Annotated in this window: 12 protein-coding genes; 2 read left to right on the forward strand and 10 right to left on the reverse strand. The window is 65.1% G+C overall.

What is annotated here, in order from left to right; genetic code table 11:
• The first annotated feature begins 56 nt into the window (after positions 1-56).
• Positions 57-1,274 carry a DNA polymerase IV gene (gene dinB / locus KA354_09760; protein MBP7934917.1) on the forward strand — a complete coding sequence of 406 codons (1,218 nt, stop codon included), beginning with the start codon at positions 57-59 and terminating at the stop codon, positions 1,272-1,274.
• 153 nt (positions 1,275-1,427) lie between these two features.
• The gene (locus KA354_09765; protein MBP7934918.1) at positions 1,428-4,715 is read left to right on the forward strand and encodes a DNA polymerase III subunit alpha; all 3,288 of its coding nucleotides are present in this window, start codon (positions 1,428-1,430) and stop codon (positions 4,713-4,715) included.
• Positions 4,716-4,878: 163 nt separating this feature from the next.
• Here KA354_09765 and KA354_09770 read toward each other — a convergent pair whose 3' ends face one another.
• The 10 genes from KA354_09770 to KA354_09815 all read right to left on the reverse strand — a co-directional run bounded on the left by KA354_09770 (position 4,879) and on the right by KA354_09815 (position 22,910).
• On the reverse strand, positions 4,879-7,542 hold the full coding sequence (locus tag KA354_09770; GenBank protein MBP7934919.1) for a carbohydrate binding domain-containing protein: 2,664 nt from the start codon (positions 7,540-7,542) through the stop codon (positions 4,879-4,881).
• Between the two features lie 34 nt (positions 7,543-7,576).
• Positions 7,577-8,386 (reverse strand): inositol monophosphatase, encoded by an 810-nt coding sequence (locus KA354_09775; protein MBP7934920.1) that lies wholly within the window; start codon positions 8,384-8,386, stop codon positions 7,577-7,579.
• 110 nt (positions 8,387-8,496) lie between these two features.
• Complete coding sequence (gene hemG, locus KA354_09780; protein ID MBP7934921.1) at positions 8,497-9,912, reverse strand: protoporphyrinogen oxidase; 1,416 nt, start codon at positions 9,910-9,912, stop codon at positions 8,497-8,499.
• An 83-nt stretch (positions 9,913-9,995) separates the two neighbouring features.
• On the reverse strand, positions 9,996-11,885 hold the full coding sequence (gene hemE / locus KA354_09785) for a uroporphyrinogen decarboxylase (protein ID MBP7934922.1): 1,890 nt from the start codon (positions 11,883-11,885) through the stop codon (positions 9,996-9,998).
• Positions 11,886-11,980: 95 nt separating this feature from the next.
• On the reverse strand, positions 11,981-13,375 hold the full coding sequence (locus tag KA354_09790) for an MFS transporter (protein MBP7934923.1): 1,395 nt from the start codon (positions 13,373-13,375) through the stop codon (positions 11,981-11,983).
• Between the two features lie 227 nt (positions 13,376-13,602).
• Entirely contained in the window at positions 13,603-14,292 is a 690-nt protein-coding gene (locus KA354_09795) for a hypothetical protein (protein MBP7934924.1), read from the reverse strand.
• A 126-nt stretch (positions 14,293-14,418) separates the two neighbouring features.
• Positions 14,419-16,713: a hypothetical protein gene (locus KA354_09800; protein MBP7934925.1), complete on the reverse strand. Its 2,295-nt coding sequence runs from the start codon at positions 16,711-16,713 to the stop codon at positions 14,419-14,421.
• Between the two features lie 166 nt (positions 16,714-16,879).
• Positions 16,880-17,842 (reverse strand): sugar phosphate isomerase/epimerase, encoded by a 963-nt coding sequence (locus KA354_09805; protein MBP7934926.1) that lies wholly within the window; start codon positions 17,840-17,842, stop codon positions 16,880-16,882.
• Between the two features lie 213 nt (positions 17,843-18,055).
• Positions 18,056-20,461 (reverse strand): alpha-L-arabinofuranosidase, encoded by a 2,406-nt coding sequence (locus tag KA354_09810; protein ID MBP7934927.1) that lies wholly within the window; start codon positions 20,459-20,461, stop codon positions 18,056-18,058.
• Between the two features lie 202 nt (positions 20,462-20,663).
• A complete protein-coding gene (locus KA354_09815; protein ID MBP7934928.1) occupies positions 20,664-22,910 on the reverse strand; it encodes a glycoside hydrolase family 127 protein in 2,247 nt (748 codons plus the stop codon).
• Positions 22,911-23,034 lie beyond the last annotated feature (124 nt).

Here is a 23,034-nt window from a genome sequence, read left to right on the forward strand (position 1 = left end):
CAGCATTCAGCCAGACCATTCAACCGCTGACCGCTGACCGTTGCTGACTGCTACTCATGCGTTCGATTCTCCATTTCGATGCCGATGCGTTTTTTGCCTCCGTGGAGCAGGCGGCGGATCGACGGCTGCGCGGGCGGGCGATCGTGGTGGGGGGGCTGCACCGGGGGATTGTGGCGTCGGCCAGCTATGAGGCCCGGGCGTTCGGCGTTTACACTCCGATGCCGGTAGCCAAGGCCCGCAAGCGGTGCCCGCATTTGATCGTCGTACCGCCCCGGTTCGAGTTGTATGAGCAGTTTTCGGATCATATCTTCGGTATGGCCGGCGAGGTGGCTCCGATTGTCGAGAAGCAAGGCGTGGACGAGGGCTACCTGGACCTGACCGGCACGCGGCAGTGTCTCCGGAAGGATCCGGAAGAGGTGGCCCAGGAGTTGCGAGCCAACGTCAAAGACTGGCTCAAGGTGACCATCTCGCAGGGCCTGTCCCGCAACAAGCTGCTCAGCCAGATCGCCAGCAAGCTGTACAAGCCTGACGGGTTGACGGTCATTCCGCCGTGCGAGGATCGTGAGCTGGCGTTTCTGCACCCTTTGCCGGTCAAGTGGCTGCCGGGCGTCGGGCCGGCGGGGGCGCGGTTGATGCAGTCGGCGGGCCTGACCCGCATCGGCCAGGTGGCGGACATGCCGATGGACTGGCTGAGCGAGCTGATGGGCTCGTCCGCCCGGCAGCTCCGCGATTTTGCCCGTAACATCGACAACCGGCCAGTGGTGGCCGATCGGCCGGAGGCCCTTTCCTACGGGCACCAGGAGACCTTCGACGAAGATACGGCCGACGCCGTGTTCGTGGACGCCAAGCTGCGAGCGTTGGTCGACCATGCCTTGGTGCGGTTGCGGGCGGATGCCAAGCAGGCCCGTACGGTCAGCGTCAAGATCCGCTACACGGACATGGACGAGCACCAGGGGCAGAGCAGCCTGGCCGAGCCGACCGACGTCGAGCAGGATATGTACCCTCTGCTGTCCAAGCTGCTCAAGCGATTGTGGGATCGGCGGGTAAGGCTCCGCATGGTCCAGGTCACGTTGACCAACGTCTACCATGGGTATCGGCAAATGGACCTGTTCGGCGTCAAGCAGAGGCAGCGCGACCTAGCGTTGACTTGCGAGGCAATCCGCGACCGGCATGGCCGGAAGGCCCTGATGCGGGCTCATGATTGGGTGGTGAGTAGTGGTCAGAGCAGTCAGAGCGATCTGCAACCAGCGGTCAGCGATCAGAATCAGCAATAGGCGAAGAGAGGTGAACTGGCGAAACGCCGAGGGCGCCGAGAAGCATTAGGAGTTTTAAATGGACGACCAAGATCTGGGGGCGAGAGGTGAATTCTGAAATCCGAAGCAGCTGATTGCTGCGGATTGCTGGCCGCTGATCGCAGACTGCTACTCATGTTCCTTTCGCTGCACAATCGTTCCGCTCATTCGTTCGGGTCGTCGTTGACCACGCCGGCGCAGCTGATGGAGTTCGCGGTGCGGCATGGGATGTCCGCGATCGCGTTGACCGATTTGCACGGGCTTTACGGGGTGGTGGCGTTTCAGCAGGCCTGCGAGAAGGCGGGGATCCGGCCGGTGATCGGTGCTGAACTGATGCTGCGGGACGGCCCGGCGGTGACGATGCTTGTGCGCAACTCGATCGGGTACGGCCACCTCTGCCGGCTGGTATCGACGCATCACCTGCGCGAGGAGCCGTTGGGGATTGCGGATCTGTGCGCCCATGCGGAGGGGTTGTGGTGTTTGTTGGGGAGCGGTCAGCGATCAGCGGTGAGCGGTCAGCAAGAAGGGCGAGAGGGTGCTGTGGGCAGGTTGAGGACGATGCTCAACTCGGGCGCTCTTCGTGAGGCGTTCGCGGGGTGGCTGTACGTTGAGTTGGCGATTCACCATCCCGACGATGCGGCCGAGGCCCGGCGGCGGGGGCGGACGGCGGATGAGGCGGGGGTGCCGGTTGTGGCCACGTGCGAGTCACGGTGTCCGCGGCCGGAGATGAACCCGATCCTGCGAGCCTTGGCTTCGATCGGCACCCTGACCCTATTGGGCGTCCCGCACGCGGACAAGCCGCTTGGGCGGTGGCATCTGCGCACCCCGGCGGAGATGGCGCGGCTTTTCCGTCGCCGGCCGGACGCATTGACGAACACGGCGGCCATCGCCGAGCAATGTGACTTCCGGTTTGACTTTTCGAGCAACCGGTTTCCGGCGTTTGATGCGCCCGACGGCAAGACGGCCGTGCGGTATCTGCGCGAGTTGTGTGTGGCCGGCTGCCGGCGGCGGTATGTGGATGAGCTGCCGCAGCGAGGGATCGGTGGACGGCGGCCGTCGATGGCGGAGGCTCTGAGCCGGCTGGATCGCGAGTTGGCGGTGATCGAGCAGGTTGGCTATGCGGAGTACTTCCTGGTTTTCCACGAGATCGTCTCCTACTGCCGCGGTCGGGGCATCGCCACGCTGGCCCGGGGGTCGGCGGCCGACTCGCTGGTCTGTTACGCGCTGGGTGTGAGCCACGCCTGCCCGTTCCGGTTTGACCTTCCGTTTGATCGTTTCCTCAACCCGGAGCGAGCCAAGTTCAGCAAGATGGCCGACATCGATCTGGACTTGCCCTGGGACCGGCGCGAGGAGGTCATGCGCTGGGTGTACGAGCGCTGGGGACACGATCGAGTGGCGATGATCGGGGCGGCCAACACTTACCGGGCGCGGGCGGCGGTAGCCGAACTGGGCAAGGTCTACGGTCTTCCGCCGCATGAGATCCACAAGTTTACGAGGCGATTGCCCTGGTTTGGGCGAGTCGCGGATTTCCAGGCGGGCGGCGAGGAGGAGCGGGAGGAAGCCGGAGCGATAGGCGGAGGGCCGCCGCCTCATCGTCAAGAGGAGCGTCACCGGGCGATCGCTCGCCCAGGCAGCGCGCAACTCGAGGAGCCCTACCGCACCATCCTCCGGACCGCCGGGGCACTGGAAGGATTGCCGCATCATTGGTCGATGCACCCTTGCGGGTTGGTGGTATCGCCGGAGTCGTTGACCGCGCTGGTGCCGGTGCAGCGTTCACCGCGCGGCTTGCTGGTTGCCCAGTACGACATGGACGCGATCGAGGATCTGGGCTTCATCAAGATCGACCTGCTCGGCCAGGCAGGGTTGTCCGTGCTCCGTGACAGTGTGGCGGAGATCAACCGCACCGAGCGCGAGCCGATCGATCTGGCCACGGACGTGGACTACTCGGACGACCGGACCTGGTCGATGATTGCCAGTGGCGGCGCCCGGGGTGTGCATCACATTGAATCGCCCGCCATGACCAGTCTGATTCGCCAGTGTAACTGCCGGGACATTGACGCGCTGACCGCGATTGTAGCCATTATCCGGCCGGGTGCGGCCAACCAGGGCAAGAAGGACCGGTTTGCCCGCCGCTACCAGGGGCTCGAGCCGGCGAGCTACGTGCATCCCGCGATCGAGAATTCGCTGGCGAGCACCTATGGGCTGATGGTCTTCGAAGAGCACATTCTGCAGGTGGTGGTGGATTTCGCGGGGATGAACCTCGGCCGGGCGGACGTGCTCCGTCGGGCATTGAACAAGCAGAAGCGGGAGCTGATCGCCGAGTTGAAGGGCGAGTTCTGGAGCAGCGCCCGCCGGATGGGTCGTCGCGAGGACGAGATCGCGGCGGTGTGGGACATGGTCGGCGGATTCTGCGGATTCATGTTCAACAAGGCCCACTCGGCCGAGTACGCGGTCGAGGCCTTCCAGGGCGCGTGGCTCAAGTGCCGCTGGCCGGCGCATTATCTGGCGGCCATTCTCTCCAACTACCGCGGCTTTTACGCCCAATCGCCGACATTGCCGCAAATCCTGTACGTGCTCGAGGCTCTGCGATTGGGGGTCGGCTTCCGCCCGCCGTGCGTCAATCGCTCGGGCCCGCGATTCCGCGTCGAACGAAGCGAGAGTGATGGCCGGGGGTTCATTCGCGTGCCGCTGAGTCACATTCAAGGTCTGTCCGAGGCATGGTTGGACCGCTACCACGGCGAGCGAGAACGAGGCCTGTTCATCGACCTGGCGGATTTCATTGAGCGATGCCGGCCGGGCGACGCGGAATCCCAGTTGTTGCTCGACAGCGGGGCGCTCGATGCACTGGGTGAAAACCGGTCGGCGATGTTCTGGCAGATGCGGCGATTGCTCAAGGAGAGCCGTCGGGGCGGGAGCCTGTTTGCGGCACACCCGCGGCGCGGCAACTCGCCCGTGGACCCTTCCTCAAGCGATCGCCAGTCGCCCGGTCTGCCGATCCGTCTCACCCGCCCCGACGTCTGGCAGACTGCCCAGCGGGAGATGGAACTGCTCGGCTTTCCAATCACGATGGAGCCGCTGACTTTCCTGAGCCGCGACGACAGGGGTCGGTACATTGACTGGCCGGGTTACACGCCGGTGAGCGAACTGAGCGTTCGTTCACGGCGGCGGGTCGCGGTCTGCGGCCTGATGGTGGCCGACCGGCTCAATACCACGTCAGGCGGCGAGATGATGAAGTTCGTCACCCTGGCCGACCGCACCGGTTTCGTCGAGGCGATTTTGTTTCCCGACACCTACCGGCATTTCGGTCACTTGACGGTGAGTCAGCCGATCCTGGCTGCGACGGGTGTCCTCGAACCGTTCGAAAACGGCAACGGCTTCGCGTTTCGCGTGGAGCGGGTCGAGCCGCCACGCAGAGTTGGCTGAGGCGAGCGCTGACCTGCCCGCGAGTCACCGGGATGCCGGCCGGACCGACCGCCATCATGCCCGGAGCCCAGCCACGGCTGCAATCGTCCACCTGTCGGACGGCGCGCACCGGCCGACGCGGCATGCCCGCCCAGGCGTGTTCAGGCCGAGGCAGGCCACGAAATCACCGGTCGAGCGATCGTCCCCGCCGATCGCGTTTGAGGATCAACTCGTACCAGAGGGTTCCTTGCCCGCCGATCTCGATGGTGCTTCCGCCGCGGTCGTCGGGTCTGGGCTGGATGCGGTTTCGGCGTTCACCTTTCTCGTCGAGTGCGAACGCCTCCAGGCGCTCGGGCGGCAGCGGCAGCGTGATGCGGGCCGGCACGACCTCGACCAGGCTCGGCGAGCGACCCCATTCGTGGCCGACGCTGGACCGCGTGCCGTCCGTCCACCGCATGTCGGTGTTCTCGGCGGAGCCTGTGGCGACGATGATTGCCCGGCCGGGTCCGGCGAACGATCGACCTTCGATGAGGGAGACGCAGATCGTCGACCAGTCCTGAAGGGTGCGTCCGGGCGAAAGGGTGACATCACCGAGAATAAACGAGCGACCGGCGGTGAAGCCGATGACCGCCTTGGTGCGAGCGGTATCGACGGTAACGACGCCCTGGTTGGGCACCCGGCGGTCCCAGGTGATCTCCTTGGTGTCCGAGACCAGCAATCGGGTGTCCGGCGGAGCGATCCGAGATGGCGGCTCTTCACGGTTTCTGGCCCCGGCGCGGATGGCGGTGCGATGCAGCAGCGACATGGCCGGGTCGACGCCCAGGGCATCCTGTTCGACCTGTTTCCAGGCCCGGCCCTGTTGGAGGATGAGTTCTGGTTCCCGCTCCGGGGGCAGGCCGCTGAGCACCGCTTCGGTGGCCGGAGCGACATGACCGGTCCGGAACATGAGGGCCGCGGCGAGCATGTTGACCATCTTGGTCGGGTGCTGGCCGATGTCGAAAAAGCCGTCGATCTTGCCGGTGTCCCAGCGTCCGCTGTGATTGTAGGCGAACAGGAAGATCCCGTCCCAGTCCTGGAAAGCGGCATGGGCGGCCAGCAGGAGCGGGCATTCACTGCTGAAGGTATTGGGCGCGGAATGGTTGTATTCGGTGATGGTGAAAGGCTTGCCCTCCACCCGCTGCATGGAGAGTCCGGCCAGGACGCCGCCGGCCTCGTTGACCATGCTGCGATTCTGGACCGTCCAGTCCCGCGGGTCCCAGGGCCGGTTCGGGAAATGCGGATGCTGCCAGTAGGCATGGCCGTCCACCGCGTCAAACCGGGCCTGCAGGTTTGGCGTACTGCAGCCGACGATTGTGCCGATGACGACGCCGGGGTACCTCAGGTCTTCCTTGACGAACCGCTGCATGGTCTGCCAGTAGTCGCGTTCGAGGGTCCACAGGAAACGCAGCTTGTCGATGCGAGCGGCTCGCGACCAGACACGACCGTCGTGCCGGCCGATCCACGGGATTCGCTCCTGTTCGACGGTTTCCTCCGGCTGGAGTCCCTGCAGGCCGCCGGGTCGCAGCGAGGTGTCGGCCAGCCAGATCTTGCCGGTGGCTTTGGCCAGCCCGCTGAAGTTGACGCGGGCGTTGGAGTCGGTGGCGGACGCGACGAAGGTCAGGCGGTGCTCGCTCCACTCGGGGGTGATCGCCACGCTGGCCGAGAGGCCCAGGTTGCCGTACGGTTCATGGGCCTGCCCGCAGGCCGCCTCGATGGCGCGGGGCGGTTCGGCTCTAGCCCGGAAGCAGAGCGTGTAGAGATCGCCCTCCTTGACGCTCAGGCCGGCGTGGTTCAGTTGGACGTGCCAGCCCTGCTTGCCGGTCTGGGTGACCGTGACCTGGGCGACCGGCGGCTTGCCGTCCTCGCGTGACTCGAGCACTACATTTCCGGCTGCGCCCTCGTGCTGTTCGAGGTTCCAGCCGGGGCGGGCGATGGTTGTCCGGGCGCCGAGCGGTCTGAGCATTTCCCGTCCCGGCGGTTCGTTGCGTGAGGCCCAGGCCCTGCTCAGTTCCGGGGTGGTCGGATACCGCCGTCTCAGCCACACGTTCCACTGGCGGGCGAGATCATGAGCAAACGGGCGGGGCAGGCGGTCGAGGTCGCCGCCCAGGTAGTGCTGGATGATGCCGTTCTCGTTGTTGATCTCGACCATCGCGATCGTGGGGTCTTCCACGTAGGTCAGCCGCGTGTAGGGGTTGCGGTGGGTGAGCAGTGCCCGGGCGTATTGCTGCTGCAGTTCGATCATGCGGGCGTTGAACATGCCCACGGTGTGGCGTTCCTTCCAGTCGAGTTCCTCGATCTCGCGGGGCAGGCCGTCGCCGGCGTGGAACCGGCGCCCAACCAGGAGATTCAGGTTGGAGTAGATGCCGTGCTTCTTCAGCTCGCTGATCAGGAAATCGAGGCGATCGAGGGCCTCGGGGACCAGTTCACCGCTGTCGGCCGCCTCTCGCCTGGTGATGCCACTGGGGAATGGCGAGGTGTCCATGTGATGGAACCGGACCACGTTGATGCCGAACTTGGCCATCCGGGCGGCGATGCCCTCGGCCTCGTTCTTGCGGGGGATGGTCCCCGCGAAGCAGAGGTTCACGCCCAGGAACCGGACCCGTTGGTCGCCGGCATAGAAGTGCCCGTCGTTGCCGGCGCGGATCGGTCCGAACCGGCCGGCGGGAACGTGGTTCAGGAAGCTCAGGTCGGTCGGTCCCTCATTCCCGTCATTCCAGGGCAGCACGAACGGGACCAGGCCGGCCCCGCCGCCAGGAGCGGCCAGGGGCGTCAGACACGAGGTCAGCCCCAGCAAGTGTGATACGATCATGAGCATTCTCCTTCCCGCGTGTGGTTGAGGCGGTCTACTCTTCTCCTGCCGCCTGCATCTCCGCCCAAAGACGTTCCAGCATCGCCGGCCGGGCGGCCAGATAGGCGACTTCCTTGTGGCCATCGATCGCCAGGTCGACCGGAAACACTGGCCGGTCGAGCGTGCTGTGGGTGCGCACCCCGGCCTCGTTGCCGATCAGCCAGCCGGCGGCCACGTCCCACAGATGACACTCGCCCAGGTAGACGGCATCGAAGCCGCCAGCCGCCAGGTAGGCCAGATGCAGGGCGGTCGAGCCGGTATTCCGTAATCGGTACTTCTGCAGCCAGGGGTGGAGGACGGCCGGGAGGCGATGATGAGTGCCCGAGGGGATGCCGATCAGCACGTCAGCGGAGTAGGGCGGTTCGGTCTGCAGCCGCCGCTCGTTGAGCCATGCTCCGCCGCCGGCGCTGGCCGAGTACATGTCCCCGCCGGCCGGGTCGAGAATCATGCCCACCACCGGGTAGCCGTTCTCCACCAGGGCCACCGAGACCGAGTATAGCGGAACCGAGCGGGCGTAGTTCCGGGTGCCGTCGATCGGGTCGATGACCCAGCATCGTTTGGCGGTGGCGATGTTCGCGTGCCGGCGGGGGTCGACCTGGGTCTCCTCGGTCAGGACCGCGTCGTGCGGATAGCGCGACGCGATCGCGTCGAGCAAGGCGGCCTGAACCGCATGGTCGGCATCCGTAACCGGCGAGGCATCCGGCTTGATCGAAGTCCTCGCCATCCCGAACCGAGCTCGGGCGACCATCCCCGCCTCGCGGATCCAAGTGAATGACTCTCTGCGAATGGTTTCGTAGGTGTCCATGGTGTTCACAGCGATCAGCAGTCAGCGATCAGTCATCCTATGGCGACGACCGGCAGATCGCCCACAGGGTTTCTCGACCCGGGGCCCGAGGCTTTCCGCACCAGACTCTGTCATTGTCCGTCACTCATCCTTTTCAGGACTCTGTCCGCCGCCTGTTCGCCGGACTGCACGCAATCCGGGATGCCCACGCCGCCGAACGCGTTTCCGGCCACGGCCAGGCCGGGCAGGTCGGCCAATCGCTGCTCGATGCGTTTGACTCGTTCCAGGTGCCCGACCGGATACTGGGGCATGGACAGCGGCCAGCGGTGAATCTCGGTGAATCTCGGCTCGCCCTCTGCTCCGATCAACTCCGCGAGGTCCTTGAGCACCGCCTGGCGCAGCTCCTTGTCTTCCATTTCGTAGATGTGCGGCTGGATCGCTCCGCCGAGGAAAGTCCGCATCAGGACCCAGCCGTTCGGTGCCCGCCCGGCGAACTTGATGCTTCCGAACGTGCCCGCGATCATCGAGCGGTTCTCGACCGACGGCACGACGAAGCCGAAGCCGTCGAGCGGGTGGCGGATCTGGTCACGACGGTAGGCCATCGTCATGGTGGCTGACGACGCGTACTTGATGGCCTCTAATTCACTCCCGAGCAGGGGATCGATGCCCTCGACCATCTTGGCCGAGGCGTGCGACGGGCAGGCCAGGATGACCGCATCGGCCGTCTCGGTTGACCCGTCGGCGACCAGGACTCGCCATTGCGATCCGGCCCGTTCGATCTTGTCGACCGCTGTGCGGGTCCTGGCGGTCTCGGGCGGCAGCCGCCCGATCAACGTATCCGTGAGCGTGGCCATACCCTCGTCGAAGGAGACGAACATCGAGTATCGGGCCCCGCTATCGCCTCTGCCCGGTGCGGCGGTCGCCTTCCGCCCGGCCCGCATGCCCAGGATGATGCTCCGGTACCTGTCCTCCAGTTCCAGAAACCGGGGCATGGTGGTTCGCAGGCTGAGGGTTTCGGGGTCGGCGGTGTAGATGCCGCCGACCAGCGGTTGGGCGATACGTTCCAGGGCTTCGCGCCCGAACCTGCGGCGAACGAAATCGGCCAGGCTCTCGTCGCCATCCGGCGGTCGTCTCTTGGCCGGCAGGATGACGTCGAGTCCCATGCGGATCTTGCCCGGCCAGGAGAACAGGCGGCTGGTCACAAAGGGCATGATTCGCGTCGGAGCCAGGAGTAGGAAACCTTCGGGGATGGGAAAGAGTTTGCCCCGGCGGACCACGTAGACGCGCCGCCGGTCGGCGTCGGTGGGAATGACCTGGTTGTCAATGCCGAGTCGTTTGCACAGAGCGATGGCCCACGGCTTCTGGGTAATGAACGAGTCCGGTCCGCCCTCGACCAGGAAGCCGTCGCGGCGATGAGTAACGATGCTGCCACCCAGTCGTCCCGTCGATTCGAGCAGGATGACATGGACCGGCCGGCGAACCTGTTCGGTGCGCTCCACAATGCGGTGAGCGGCCGCCAGCCCGGCAATCCCGCCGCCAACGACGATCACTCGTTTGGGAATCACCTCCGCATTCTCCACTCACTCCTCACCGCATGCTCATCATTCATGACGAATCGCCCATCGCTCGCTCATCGCCTGCTCAGATCGTGGACCGCATCCACCAGGGCGATGACGTGATCGACCGGTGTGTCCGGCAGGACGCCGTGGCCGAGATTGAAGATGTGTCCCGGCCGGCCGGCGGCCTGGTCGAGGATGACCTGGGCCTGCTTACGGATTCGCGCCGGCGTGGCGAACAGGGCCACGGGGTCGAAGTTCCCTTGGACGGCCACGTCATGCCCCAGTTCCTGCCAGGCTTCGGCCAAGTCCACGCGCCAATCCAGGCCGATGACGTCGCCTCCGGCCTGCTTGATCGCCTTCAGGATGGTAGCCGTGTTGGTGCCGAAGTGGATGATCGGCACACCCGGTTTGATCGCATGGATTAACGCGTGCATGTGTGGCATGACGAACTCACGATAGTCGGCCTCGTTGAGACAGCCGACCCAACTGTCGAAAAGCTGAACCGCCTGCACGCCGGCGTCGATCTGGGCGTTGAGATACTTGGCATGATCGCAGACCAGTCGGTCCATGAGGGCGTACCAGGCGCCATGGTCGCGGTACATGAACGTTTTGGTCTGGCGGAAGTCACGGCTCGAACGACCTTCGATCAGGTAGCTGGCGATGGTGAACGGGGCACCGCAGAAGCCGATCAGTGGTACCGCGGGGTGCAGCGCCCGCCGGGCCATGCGGATGGCCTCGAAGACACAGGCCAGCGACTCGGCCGGCTCGATGCCCGGCAGGGCGTCCACGTCCTGGCTGGTCCGCACCGGTCGGGACATCATCGGGCCGTGGCCCTCCTGATAGCTGAGCCCCACGCCCATCGGTTCGACGATCAGAAGGATGTCGCTAAAGATGATGGCCGCGTCGACTCCAAGTTGCTCGACCGCCATCGCCGTGACCTCGGCGGCCAGGTCGGGCCGCTTGCACATTTCCAGGAAGGAGACCCTGGAACGAATCTCGCGATAGGCTCGCTGGTACCGCCCCGCCTGGCGCATCAGCCAGATCGGCGTGTACTCGGTCTTCTCGCGCCGGCACGCCCGGAGGAAGGCGCTGTCGTGCAGCGGGTCGGTCGTCCCTCCGCACTCATCCGCCGGCCAGATGAGCTCCAGCCGACCGGCTCGGCTCGTGTCGATTCCGACTTCAAGCGACGCCCTTTTCCGCCGGAGGAGGGTCGTGGCCGACCGGGCCAGCCCGCGGACCAGATGGCCCATTCTGGTACGGTCCGGCTCGAAATCGACGCCCAGGCCGAGTTGGCGCAAGGCCGCGCTCGCCGTGGGGCCGATCGAGCCGATCACGGTGCGTTTCAGGGCCTCGCGAAGGCCATTCTCGACACCCATGTCCGCGGCCACCTGAAGAACATTGCGGGCCTGTTGGGCGCTGGTGAAGGCAACCACGTCGGTCCGGCCGTCGCACAGAGCCCGGATTGCCTCGCGGAGCGGTTCGAGATCCTCGGGCAACCCCCAGATGTAAACCGGCACGGGAGTGACTCTGGCCCCATGCGCTTCCAAGGTCTCGACCAATGCGAGATTCGGCTCGCCATACTCTTGGATCGCGATCCGCTTGCCGGTCAGTGGTCCGGCCTTGACTAGAGCCTCGACGACTTCGCGCCAGGTGTTCGGTTCGCCGGCCTGGAGTGTCGGCTTGAGGTGCCAGCCGCGCAGAACGGCCAGCGGCTTGGGGCCGCGAACCACGCTGACCGTCTTGGACAGGGCTTCGATGACGGTGTGGCGAGGATAGTACGGCTCGACGAGTGACATGAGCGCCCCTGCGCCCACCCCGGTGAGGAAGATGACAATGTCGAATTGGCCGGCGATCAGCTGCCCCGCGAAAGCCCGCATGTTCGGCCCGACGGGTACAGGCAGCTCGCGCATTGCCGGCGCGGACCGTGCCGAACCGCCCATACGCTCCACGAGCCCGACCATCTCTGAGGCCATCCGGCCCTCAAAGCAAGTGACACGCAATCCTTCCAGGTTGGCCATGTGCGTGGACCTTCAACGCCGTTGGGCGGCCGGCAGCGTCAAGCCTTGACCTGCGGTGGCCGAGTCCATGCCACACCACCCTGTCGACGCTCGCCGGACCACATGATCAACATCAGAATACCACCCAACACACCGAAACCAGCCATACTATACAGCCAGGAGCCCCAACCGTAGTGGTCGATCAGCCACCCGATGACCAGCCCCGCTACGCCTGCCCCCAGGTACTGGAATGCGTCGATGAATCCGGTGGCGAAGCCGGCCATTTTCCGCCCGCCGATGTCCATCGGGGCCGCCGTACCCAGGATCGAGTGAGTGGAGTTGCAGGTGAAGGCGATGCACAGCAGCGATGCCGTCATGCTCCAACTCGATCCGGCCTGAGCTCCGATCAGGATGATGACCGTCTCGATGAAGTAAAGTGCGGCTGCCACCGGAGCCCGCCGACCCTGAAAGAGCAGGTCGGAGACATATCCGGACAGGATCGAGCCCATCGTTGCGACCAGAGGCAGGCCCCATGCGACAAGCTGAAAAGCGAAGCTTGTCAGGGAGACCTTCTGGACTTCCCGAAAGTACGCCGGGAACCAGTCATCCACGCCATAACGCACCACACCGGTGCAGAAGTAAGCCCCGGCGGTCAGCCAGATGAACGGGTTGACTATGATCGTGCGGGCGACGGCGATCAGGGAGAGAGGTTCTCGGTCCTGGTCCGCGCCGTCTTCATGTTGGACCACGCCGACATACCCCGCTTCCTCCGGAGTGTTCCGGGTCAGGAGGAGCATGAGCGTGGTGATGACGGTCACGAAGCCGGCCGGAACGAAGAACACCCACTGCCAACCGCAAGCCGGGAACTGATACCTCCAGATCGTGAATCCCGTCAGCAGAAGCGGGCTGATGGTGTTGTTAATGAATCGCCCCAGGTTGATCATCAGCCCGAAGATGCCGGCGAACCGCCCCCGTTCCCGACGCGCGAACCAGGCGGTGTTTGTCTTCACCATGCCGGGGGCGCCGAACGCCTGAAGATACCCGTCGATCCCGCGGAGGAGTACGAACCAGCCGAGGACGCCAAACATCGGGCCCATGAGCCCTTGGTAGGCCGCCAGACCGAACAGGAGGTTCATGACGGCCGTGCCGTACCCGCCGACGGCCATGGTGGTCTTGCCGCCAAACCGGTCGGCCAACAGGCCGTTCACCACCAGCCCGACCGCATAGCTCCAACTACGGGCGGCCGTGATGTAGCTGTAGTGAACATTGCTGAAGCCGAAGGCCTGACAGAAGTCCGTCTTGGCGATGGCCAGATTGTATCGGTTGAAATAGTAGGAGGCGTAGGTCAGTCCGATGAAGAACCAGTTTCGTCCCCGCCGGAGACGGAACTTGGGTGGGCGCACGGGCAGAGAGTCGGGGGGCGTGACGGACGCGTAGGGCAGACTTCCAGCCATCCCGTCTCCTGAGATGGGGCAGATCCCGGACCTGCCGCCTTGCCGGCGGGCCTGCCGATCTCATGAAACAGGCCACCCAGGCTGCTCAAGGATAGCCGAACCTGCTGACCCCTGCCAGCAATCAACGGGCTGGCGGGCGTCAAGCTGGAAGGGCGGGGCGGGGCGTGATCCCCGGTGGGCGATGATCGACGGTCGTTTCCGCCAAGTGAGAAGTCGGTCCCGGAGTCCTATGGCTGGGTCGAGTCAGCGGCTTCTGGGTCGCGGTTCTTCTTCTTGGCGGGCTTCTTGGCGGCCTTGGCGTCGGGCTTCGCCTTGCCTTGAGCAGCCTGATACTCCTCGTCGCTCAGCGTGCCGTCGCCGTTGGTGTCCGCCTGGGGATGTCGCTGCAAGAAGATGAGCTTGGCGGCTGCGGGGTTGGTGCTGGTGAAGGCCTTGTACTCCTCGCGGCTCAGCATGCCGTCGCCGTTGGTGTCGGCTTCGGGGAACTGCTTGAGGATTGCCTCCGGGTTGGCCGCGGCAGCCCGGTTCATCGCTCCGTACTGATCCCGAGCCCTCAGCAGTTCGTCGCGGCTCAGCTGCGCGTTCCGATCGAGGTCCATCTCTGCGAGATGCTCGATCAACCAGTTGAACATGCGGGGATCGGGTTTGAAGTTGTCCCCTTTCAGGCCGCGAGCATCTCTGATCCTGGCCCGGCCGTCCTTCAACTCCTGGTCCGTGAGCACGCCGTCATGGTTGCCGTCCAGTTCAGGGTGTTTCTGGAGGAGTTTGACCCGGTCCGGTCCTGCGGCCTTCTGGGCAACGGCGTCCCGCCTTTTAGCGGCCTGATCGGCCGCCTGTGCGACGCTCCGAAGCTCGGCGCTCGCCACCAGGCCGATCGTCAACAACAGGCCGGCGGTCAGAATTGTGACCCGAGACATCATGTTTCTCCTTGTGGATTCGAGAGTTATGAACGGCGCAGCCCCGCGCAACCCCGTCTCGACCCCGGCGGCAGCCGCCAAGGTCAACCTCCATACTAACGTCGCCGCCGTTCCGCTATTGCCGCCTCAGCGCGGTCGGGCCGTCCAGGCGATCGCGTAGCATGCCGCGGCCGCGAGGAAGACCCAGGTGAAGCCGGCGGCCACGGCAAGCATGGTGCCGCCGATGGAACCGACCACGGAGGCGACGCCGTTGATGCCCCAGAGGGCGGAGACGGCCGGGCCGTTCTCCTCTTGGGCCGATCGGCGCAGACCGAGGGGGAACGGCATGCCCATCAGGAAGCCGAACGGGAACACCGACGCGGCCGCCACCGCGATCCGGGTGTTCAGGTCCAGCGGCAGAGCCGCCCGAACCAGGGTGGGCAAGCCGAACGCGGCCAAGGCGATGAGTAACACGATCGCCGGAATGATCCAGCCCAGCGCCTTGCCGATCCGGGTGGGGTCCAGCCGCCGGGCGAAGAGGCTTCCCAGGCCACCGGCCACGAGCAGGGTGAACAGCAGAACCACGAGGGTGTAGATCGGATGGCCCAATAAGAGGATGAGTCGCTGCAGGAGCGAGACTTCGCAGATGATGAATCCTATGCCCAGAGCCCCGAAGTAGGCCACCGCTCGTCCACCCGGCGCCTGGAATCCCAGCACCCGACCGCCGCCCAGGATCACAGCGGTGACCACCAGAACCGCCACCACGAACGGGGTGAATAATCGGGTCACGAAGCTCGCGATTCCGTACGGCTTGTCGGTGGCAAAGTAGAACGGATGATCGTCCGGCACCGGTGTCGCCAGAGTATCGAAACTATCCGTGTAGCGATCGAAATCAATCCTGCCGGAGAACAGGTCAGCGTAAACGGGCTCTGATACGCGCGAGGTGGCGTGGTAGATGTGGGCCTTCTCGTGTCCGGCCAGCAACCGGTCGACTTTCTCGGGCGAGAGGGGCGAACGCGTCAACATGAAGACGGTCTCGACGGGTTCGGCCCCCTCGCTCTTGCGAATGCTGGCGGCCAGGATGTGTTTGCCGATCTCCTCCATGGGCATACCCCGCTTCGAGAGCAGGGAAACCGAGTTCGAGACCAGCCGAGGGATGTCCGTCGGCCAGCGGATGATCACCAGCGCGCCGCTGTCGGTGAGACGGTCGTAGTAGGCCTCGAGGGCGTCGCGGGTGTACAGGTAGCTCTCGGTCAGCGAGAGCCCCCCGCTGGCGACCGAGGCCCACGAGTCGACGAATCCGAGGACGATGAAGTCGAACTTCTGGTCCGTCCGCTGAATGAAGTTGCGGCCCTCGTCCAGGACCAGATTCACCTTGGGATGGTCGTAGAGATTGCCGGCCTTGTCGCCCAGGCGGCGGACGCAGTCGATCATCAGCGGGTTCATCTCCACCGCGGTGACGCGAGGGCTGCCGGCCGCGATCGCCATGACCACGTCGGTGCCGCCGCCCGGCCCGATGACCAGCACTTCCGGCTCGTTCGCCAGGCGGAAGGGAAAGGCTCGGAACCAGCTGCGGGCATCCTCCGGCTGGTCCGACGATCCGTCCCAGCGGAGGACACTCGTCTCGGCATCGCTGTCGATGAACAACCGGGCGAGGTGGAACTCATCGAAGCCTTGCACGGAGGTGATCCGAGAGTACACGTTCCACTTGTCGCTGGTGATCTGAGCTCCGGGATGGGCGGCGAGCAGCTTGTAGAGGGCCTTTTCGGGAGCGTTGCTGATCGTGAACGTTTGGGTCTTGAAGTTCCAGACGCTGAAAGCCGCCGTGCCCAGGACCGCTAGGCCGGCCAGTGCGGTCCAGGGCCCCCGCGACCGGGTGGCGATCGAGGAGCTGAGCAGCACCGCGCCCAGGGCCGGCAGAACCGCGATGGCCATGACCGCGGTCTCGGCCCCGAGCAGACTGATCGCCGCCGGCACGGCCAGCGTACCCAGTGCCGCTCCAACCAAGTCGGCGAAGTACAGGCGATTGGAGTCCTTGCCGTGCGACTCGAAGGCCAGGCTCAACGCGGCTCCGCCGGTCAGGAACGGCAGCACACTCAACAGGAGGTAGTAGTTGAGCCGCTCGGGTGAGAGCGGGAACTTGAGGATGCCGCACGGAAACAAGGCCAGAGTGAGCGACAGCAGCAACGAGAGGGCAACCAGAATCTGGCGAACGGTGTCGCCGTGCCGACCCAGCCGGAGGATGTAGACCAGGAACCCGCCCAATCCCCAGCCGAACAGGGCCACCGAGATGGCGACGAAAGTGTAGTGATACCAGATGGTTGCGGAGAAGATCCGCGTGAGCGTCAACTCGAACATGAGCCCAGACGCCGAGAGCAGGACCACTGCTCCAAGCAAGGCCCGGGAGGCCCGCATGCCGGCGGGCGAAATCGGCTGGTCCATTGAAGGTGCTCCGTCCTCGGTCCTGGAACGTGTCAAAAGGGGGAAGCCTAACCCCTGCGGATGCGTTTCGCAACGCCGGCGCACGAGTCGGGCCGACCGGGTGCGTGCTCGGTCGGCCCGTGTGATTCCATCCCGTGGAGTGTGCAGAAGCAGGCTCGCCGCGATCCTACTGCTGCTTGTCGTCTTCCTTCTCCTGGGCGGTCTCCTTGGCCTTGGCCTGCTTGACGAGCTCCCCATAGGTCGTGGTGAAGAACTCGGCGCACTTGGCCAAATCGGGCACGGAGTTCTCCCAATTGTGCTCGTACTCGGCCATGACGCCGCCCTTGAAGCCCTGGCGGTGCAGTTCGGTCACCAAAGCCTTGGCATTGCAGACCCCCGTGCCCCAGGGAACATCGTGGGCGTTGGGGTTTTTCTCGTTCAGGTCCTTGAAGTGCGACCAGAGAATGCGGCCTTCAAGTTGCCTGAGGCACTCCAGCGGGTCGAGTCCCGAACGGACCCAGTGCCCAGTGTCCGCGCAGGCACCAATGCGCTTGCTGCAGTTCTTGATGGCCTTGAGTACCGTGTCCGGGTTCCAGTAGTGCGACGGCTTGGGGTGGTTGTGAATGGCCACGTTGATCTGATACTCGTTGGCGAGTCTGTCGATGAGTTCGAGGCTGTCCTCGGGAGGCTCCGCGGTGATCGTGGTGATCCCCATGACCTTCGCGAAGTCGAAGACCTTGCGATTCTCGGCTTCGTCCTTGCCAAGACCGGCCACGCCATAGCCGATCGCCCGGATACCGGCCTCATCCAGCTTGTTCTTGATTCTGGCCATCTGGGCCATGGTCAGGTCGGGACCCATCTTGGCGTCACCCATGTCCTTCGAGACCTGCTGGCCGGGAAAGACCTCGATGAAGTCGAGGCCGAGCTGCTTGGCCTTGTCGACCGCCTCGAAGAAGGTGAACAGCCGGAAGGTATAGGCCTGCGTTCCCAGTTTCATGCCCGCGCACCCCGCACAAGATCCGCTGCAGCTCGGCCCGCAGTTGATCGTGCCGGCATCCTTTGCACAACAGGCCGGCGCGGCCATCGAGGCCGGGGAGCACACCCACACCATCGTCGCCGCTGCAATCATCGCACCCATGGTCCCGCGCATCGTTCAATCCTCTGAAAGACCCTATGGACAACCGATCTCACACCGAGGGGATTCTAGCACCAGTCCGGCGACACGGGAAGGCAAGTCGTTCAGACGGGGCCCGGAATCGGCCCGTCGCTTGCCTCCGCATCGGTGACCGGTCGAAACGACCGCATCACTCGTTTCGCCGGCTCCCGAAAGCCGGCAGTATGAGCGAGCTTCTGCCGGCCCGTGTCACTCCGCCTTGATTCTCAGTACGTGGACGCTGTGGGCCGGCAAAGTGTGGCGGAACTCAGGGCCGGTAACAATGAAAGCCTGGTTCTTCGGAGCCACCTTGGTCGGCTGTTCCAGCGAGTTCTCATCGCCCGCGTCGGCCGAGGTCAGGACGGTGAGACTCACCGAGTGCGGCCCGTCCTTGGCTGCCCGCAACTCGAACCGGGTATCCAGCGGGTGCTCAGCGGCATTGACCGCCTTGATGATCACCTCCCTGGATGACTCTGTCCGCCCGGCGACCGCGTAGAGCGATTTCGATGCCCTGCCCAGCTTTACGTCGTGGATCAGCTTGCCGTCCAGGTAGCATTTGGCCGAAGAGCCGGCCACTTCGACCTGGATGTCGTACCAGCGATCGGTCTCGATTCTGCCGGCCACGCTGTCGCCGACAGGGCCGTCGGGTCCCTCGATCGCATGGCGAACGTTGCCCCAGCCGCCCAGGTTCCACCAGCTCTTGGTGTTCTCGTCGCGAGAACGGAAGCTGATGAGGAAGCCCTCCTCGCCGCCCAGTTTGCGGGCTTTGAGGCTGAGCGTGTAGTCAGTCCAGTCGCGATCGCCGGCGAAAGCCCGAACGTTGGTGTCCAGCGAGGTTTGCCGGAAGGCGTTGTCCTTGACTTCCCACTTGCCGCCGAGCGTTCTCCAGCCGGTCGTGTCCTTGCTGAAGTCCGACTTGTACAAGACCTGGTCCCCGCGGCGGACCTGGATGTCCTTGAACTCGGCCTGCGTGGACCAGGTGCCGACGCCGACGCACCCTGCGACCATTGACTTGGAGGTCGTGACCGGTGCGGTGGCTTCGGTGGCGAGGATCACATCCGGGCGGTGGTTGGCGAACAGCTTCTGAACATAGTACGAGGGCGTGCCGTACGCCCGGGCGCTGTCGAAGTTGATCGCATCCGGATTCCACTGTCGCCAGCCGACGTTGACGAACAGCGGGGCGTACGAGGCCATCGCCACCACGTCCGAGTTACGTTCCATGCCGGTCATGAACGCCGCCTCGCCGATCGCGGCGGCCAGGTTGCCGTGGCCGCAGCCTTGGGTGACGGCGTATTCCCCGACGTAGATTCTGTGGGAGTGGCGGTCGTATGAGTCATAGCGATCGGCCTGGCTCAGGAAGAAGCGAGGGTTGTTGTAGTAGTGTTCGTCAAGCAGCTCGATCGGCCGGTTGGTGGGTCGGCCCTGCCATTCGTTTGCCACGAGCGTGACCTGGGGATACTTCGCCTTGATGGCGTCGTAGAAAAGGGCGTAGCGTTCGTGGTAGCGTGGGCCGCCGTTCTCGTTGCCGATCTGCATGTACTTCAGGTGGAAGGGTTCGGGATGGCCGGCCTCGGCCCGCAGCTTGCCCCACGGGGTATCGGTGCCGCCGTTGGCGTACTCGATCGCGTCGAGAGCGTCCTGTACCCAGGGCCCCATCTTGTCCAGGGGCACGAAGTCCTCGTGGGCCATGCCGCAGTTGATGACGTACAGCGGCTCGGCGCCGAGGTCCGCGCACATCTGCAGGTATTCGTGATAGCCCAGTCCGTCGGTGGAGCGATAGCCCCAGAGGTTCCAGTGTCCCGGCCGGCGGGCGAGGTCACCGATCGAGTCCTTCCATCGGAACGCGTTGGCCAGCTTGTTGCCCTCGACGTAGCAGCCGCCGGGGAAACGGACAAACGCCGGCTTGAGGTCGGCCAGCATCTGGGCGAGGTCGGCCCGCAGGCCGTTCGGGCGGGCCTTGAAGGTATCCTTCGGAAAGAGCGAGACCATGTCGAACCAGACCTTGCCCGGCCCCTTGACCCGCAGGACCAAGCGTGCGGCCGGGTCGGTGGCGGTGGGCTGAAGTGCGGTGGAGAACTGCTTCCACACGCCGGAAACGCCTGTGATCGCTGACTCGGCATACGTCTTCGTGCCGTCGGTATTCTCCAGGTAGGCGGTCAGCTCGCCATTCCAGCCTTCCGCGCCGCGAACGTAGACCGAGAGCCGGCAGGCCTTGCCCTCGCGAACCGCAATCCCGTGGAAGCCGCTGTTGGCCGCTCCGACCGAACCGCTGGCTGAGAGGCTCTCGAGCTGCAGCGCGGTCGGGTTTCGGTCGTTGAGGGGGACGCTCCTGTCGAGGGAGAGTCGCCCGTCACCGCCTTCGCCCTTGACCAGTGTCCAGGCCACCGGCCCCCGAGCGTCTTCGAACGAGCGGTTCTGGATCATCTCGGCGTATAGTCCCCCGTCGCCCGCCCGGTTGATCTCCTCGAAGAACAGTCCGTACAACATGGGGCTGACTTGGATGCCCGGTCGGTCGGTATGGACTGTCAGCCGAGCGGTGGGGATCTGTTCGTCGGCCGCATGGGCGGCCGTTGTTCCGATCAGGACGGCGAGGGTGAAGCCAGTCGAGAGCCGCATGGATGATTCTCCTGAGGGCAGAGACCCCGTTGAGCATGAGATCGCCGGATACGTGAGTTCTCCCGGCTAGCCTCACTATGCGGACGACGGGGCGGGTTGTCAAATCGTGTGTCGCGGTGGTCGGCGGCGGTGGACGGCCTCCGGATTGTTCGGGTGCCGATCCCCTCGTGCTCATCCAAAAGCCATCGCCGTCGCCTGGTTCCTATTCTGCGTTGAACTCCCCGCGGAACAGCCACCAGGTGCCATCCCCGCCGGGCTGACTGGGCCAGATCCAGCGAGCTCCGGTGGCGGCGTACTCGGCGGGTATGTGCTTCCACGGCTCGGCGCCCCATTCGCCCAAGTCGCTGAGGGGGACGGCCTCGCCAGTCTTGGTGCCGACGTCGGTGAGCAGGTCGGCCGGCAAGGCGGGCGGGCAGGGGATGGCCGTGAACGTCTTCAGGCCGGTGGCGAGGTTCACGCTGTCGGCCTGAACTCGGACCACTCCGATGATGGCGGAGGGGGCGCCCTTGGTCTGGGCTTTGACGGCGATCACGTTCTTACCCGGCTTGGCGTAGCACTCGATGTGCGGCGACTCTTCCCAGCCCTGGTACTGCAGGATCTCCTGTCCGTTGAGGTAGATGATGCGGCGACTGCTAGAGGCGAAAACCAGCTCAATCGGCCGACCGGACACCGGCGGCGCGGCTGCCCTCTGGGAGAGTCGCTGGAATGCCGGGGCGTCCACGCTTCGCACGTGAAACAAGCATCGGCAACCGCCCAGGGGGCGGGCGGACAAGGGTACCAGCTCCGCACGTTGTGTCTTGCCGCCGAGCCCTTCGATGACGACCGGGATTCGACCCTGAGCTGCGTCGCCGGTTGCCATGACCACGGTGGGAGCCGAGGCGGAGTCCGTCAGGCCATCGACGACGGAGACATCCGGCAGGCAGTACATGTCCGCTCCGGCGAAGACCCGCACCAGGCCCTTCGTCGCGGGCTCGTGGGTGCTCGGGCCCGCCAGCCGGACAGTGTGGGGAAACGCCACCCTGGCCGCGAGCTGGTCCGCATCCTTCACGGTCAGCTCGACCCAGCCGTCCTGGTCGGGCCTGTCCTCGCCGTTGATTCGGAGCCCGGTGTGACCCGCCCATGCGGGCACGCGGAGGGCCAGGATGATCTCGCCCCGCGAAGAGGCTTTGACCTCAATTTGCCATTCCGTGGGGTCTCGTCGGCGGGTGGTCACGGTGACCTCGCGATCTCCCACCCGGAACTTCGCGTCCACTTCCGCCAGCCAGGTCACGAGCGCCCGCCGGCCGTCGTGCAGAACGCCGTAGTGCGGCAGATCGGCCAGCACCTGGGCACCGTGCATCGAGCAGCACCAATAGGCTTCCGATCCGTAGTGCTCAATGCCCGCTCCGGGCACGTTCCCATGCTCCGCCTTGGCGGGCCGGAAGGTATGATGCCCAAATCCGCCGTTGCGGAACTGCACGGCCAGCAGGTGATTCCGCAACGTGTGCTCGGCGGCGTCGAGGTAGCGGCTCTCGCCCGTAACCCGCCAGAGCATGAGACTGAGCCACAGCCAATCGGCCTCGGAACAGCCCTCGTCGCGCCCGTAATTCATGTCGAACAGTTCGAGGATGCCACCGGTGGGCAACTGATACTCGGAGCTGATCCGGTCGTAGCCCTTGCGAACGGCGGCCAGGAACTCCGACGATCCCAGAACCCGGTCCACCTCGAGCATGCCTCGGAAGCTGGTCATGCGGCCATGGCTGTGGTGCATGTCGAACTCCCCATCCAGCAGCGCCAGCCGGCCGATCGATCGAGCTTCCTGGGTGTACTTGGAATCCCGGGTGAGTTCGCCAAGGGTGGCCAGGCCTTCAATGAGCGATGGATAGCAGGTAGTGAAGCCGGAGGCAAACACGCCGCCGACGCAGCGGAAGTTCTCCTCCTTGGCGTAATACTTGTGTGTGACAAGGGCGTAATCGCCGAGCTTCTTGGCCATGACCAGGACCTCGGACCTCGGCTTCTGCTGGTAGCGCTGGGTCAGGGCCCAGAGCAGCCGGCCGTTGCCCCACAGGATGGGCATGTCGCGCTGCTGGTTGATTTCCTTATCCAGGTCTTGGTCGGCGCCGAAGTGGCCACCGGGCCGCTGGTAGCGCTGGAACCCGCCGGTCAACTCGTTGATGGCCGCGATGTCTCGCCCCAGGACCGGCTCGGCGGCATTGAGGGCCCCGAGTAGCCGTCCGGAGATGTCTCCGCTGTACTCGGTGAACCGCCGGGTCAACTCGAAACTGACATCGGAGAGGGCGAACCTGGCATCGTTCAGCGGGGCCGAGCACAGCCGGCTCACCGCTCGTTCCAGCCGGGCTCGCGCGTCTCCTCGGGCCTGGACCTGATCGGCAAAACGCGGCTCCGCCGCCACGGCGAGCAGCCCCCATCCAAGGACGCCGAGAGTCATTGCCAGAATCGACCGCTTCATGAGATCTCCTTTCCAGCTTCGCTGCCCGCAATCACCCCGGGCGGGCGTTGCTCCACGATACAGGCCATCCTGGGTCGGCGCCCAGAAACCGCCGCATGCCTGCAGAATTCGCCAATGACCCACG

The sequence above is a fragment of the Phycisphaerae bacterium genome (assembly GCA_018003015.1).
Taxonomy (GTDB): domain Bacteria; phylum Planctomycetota; class Phycisphaerae; order UBA1845; family PWPN01; genus JAGNEZ01.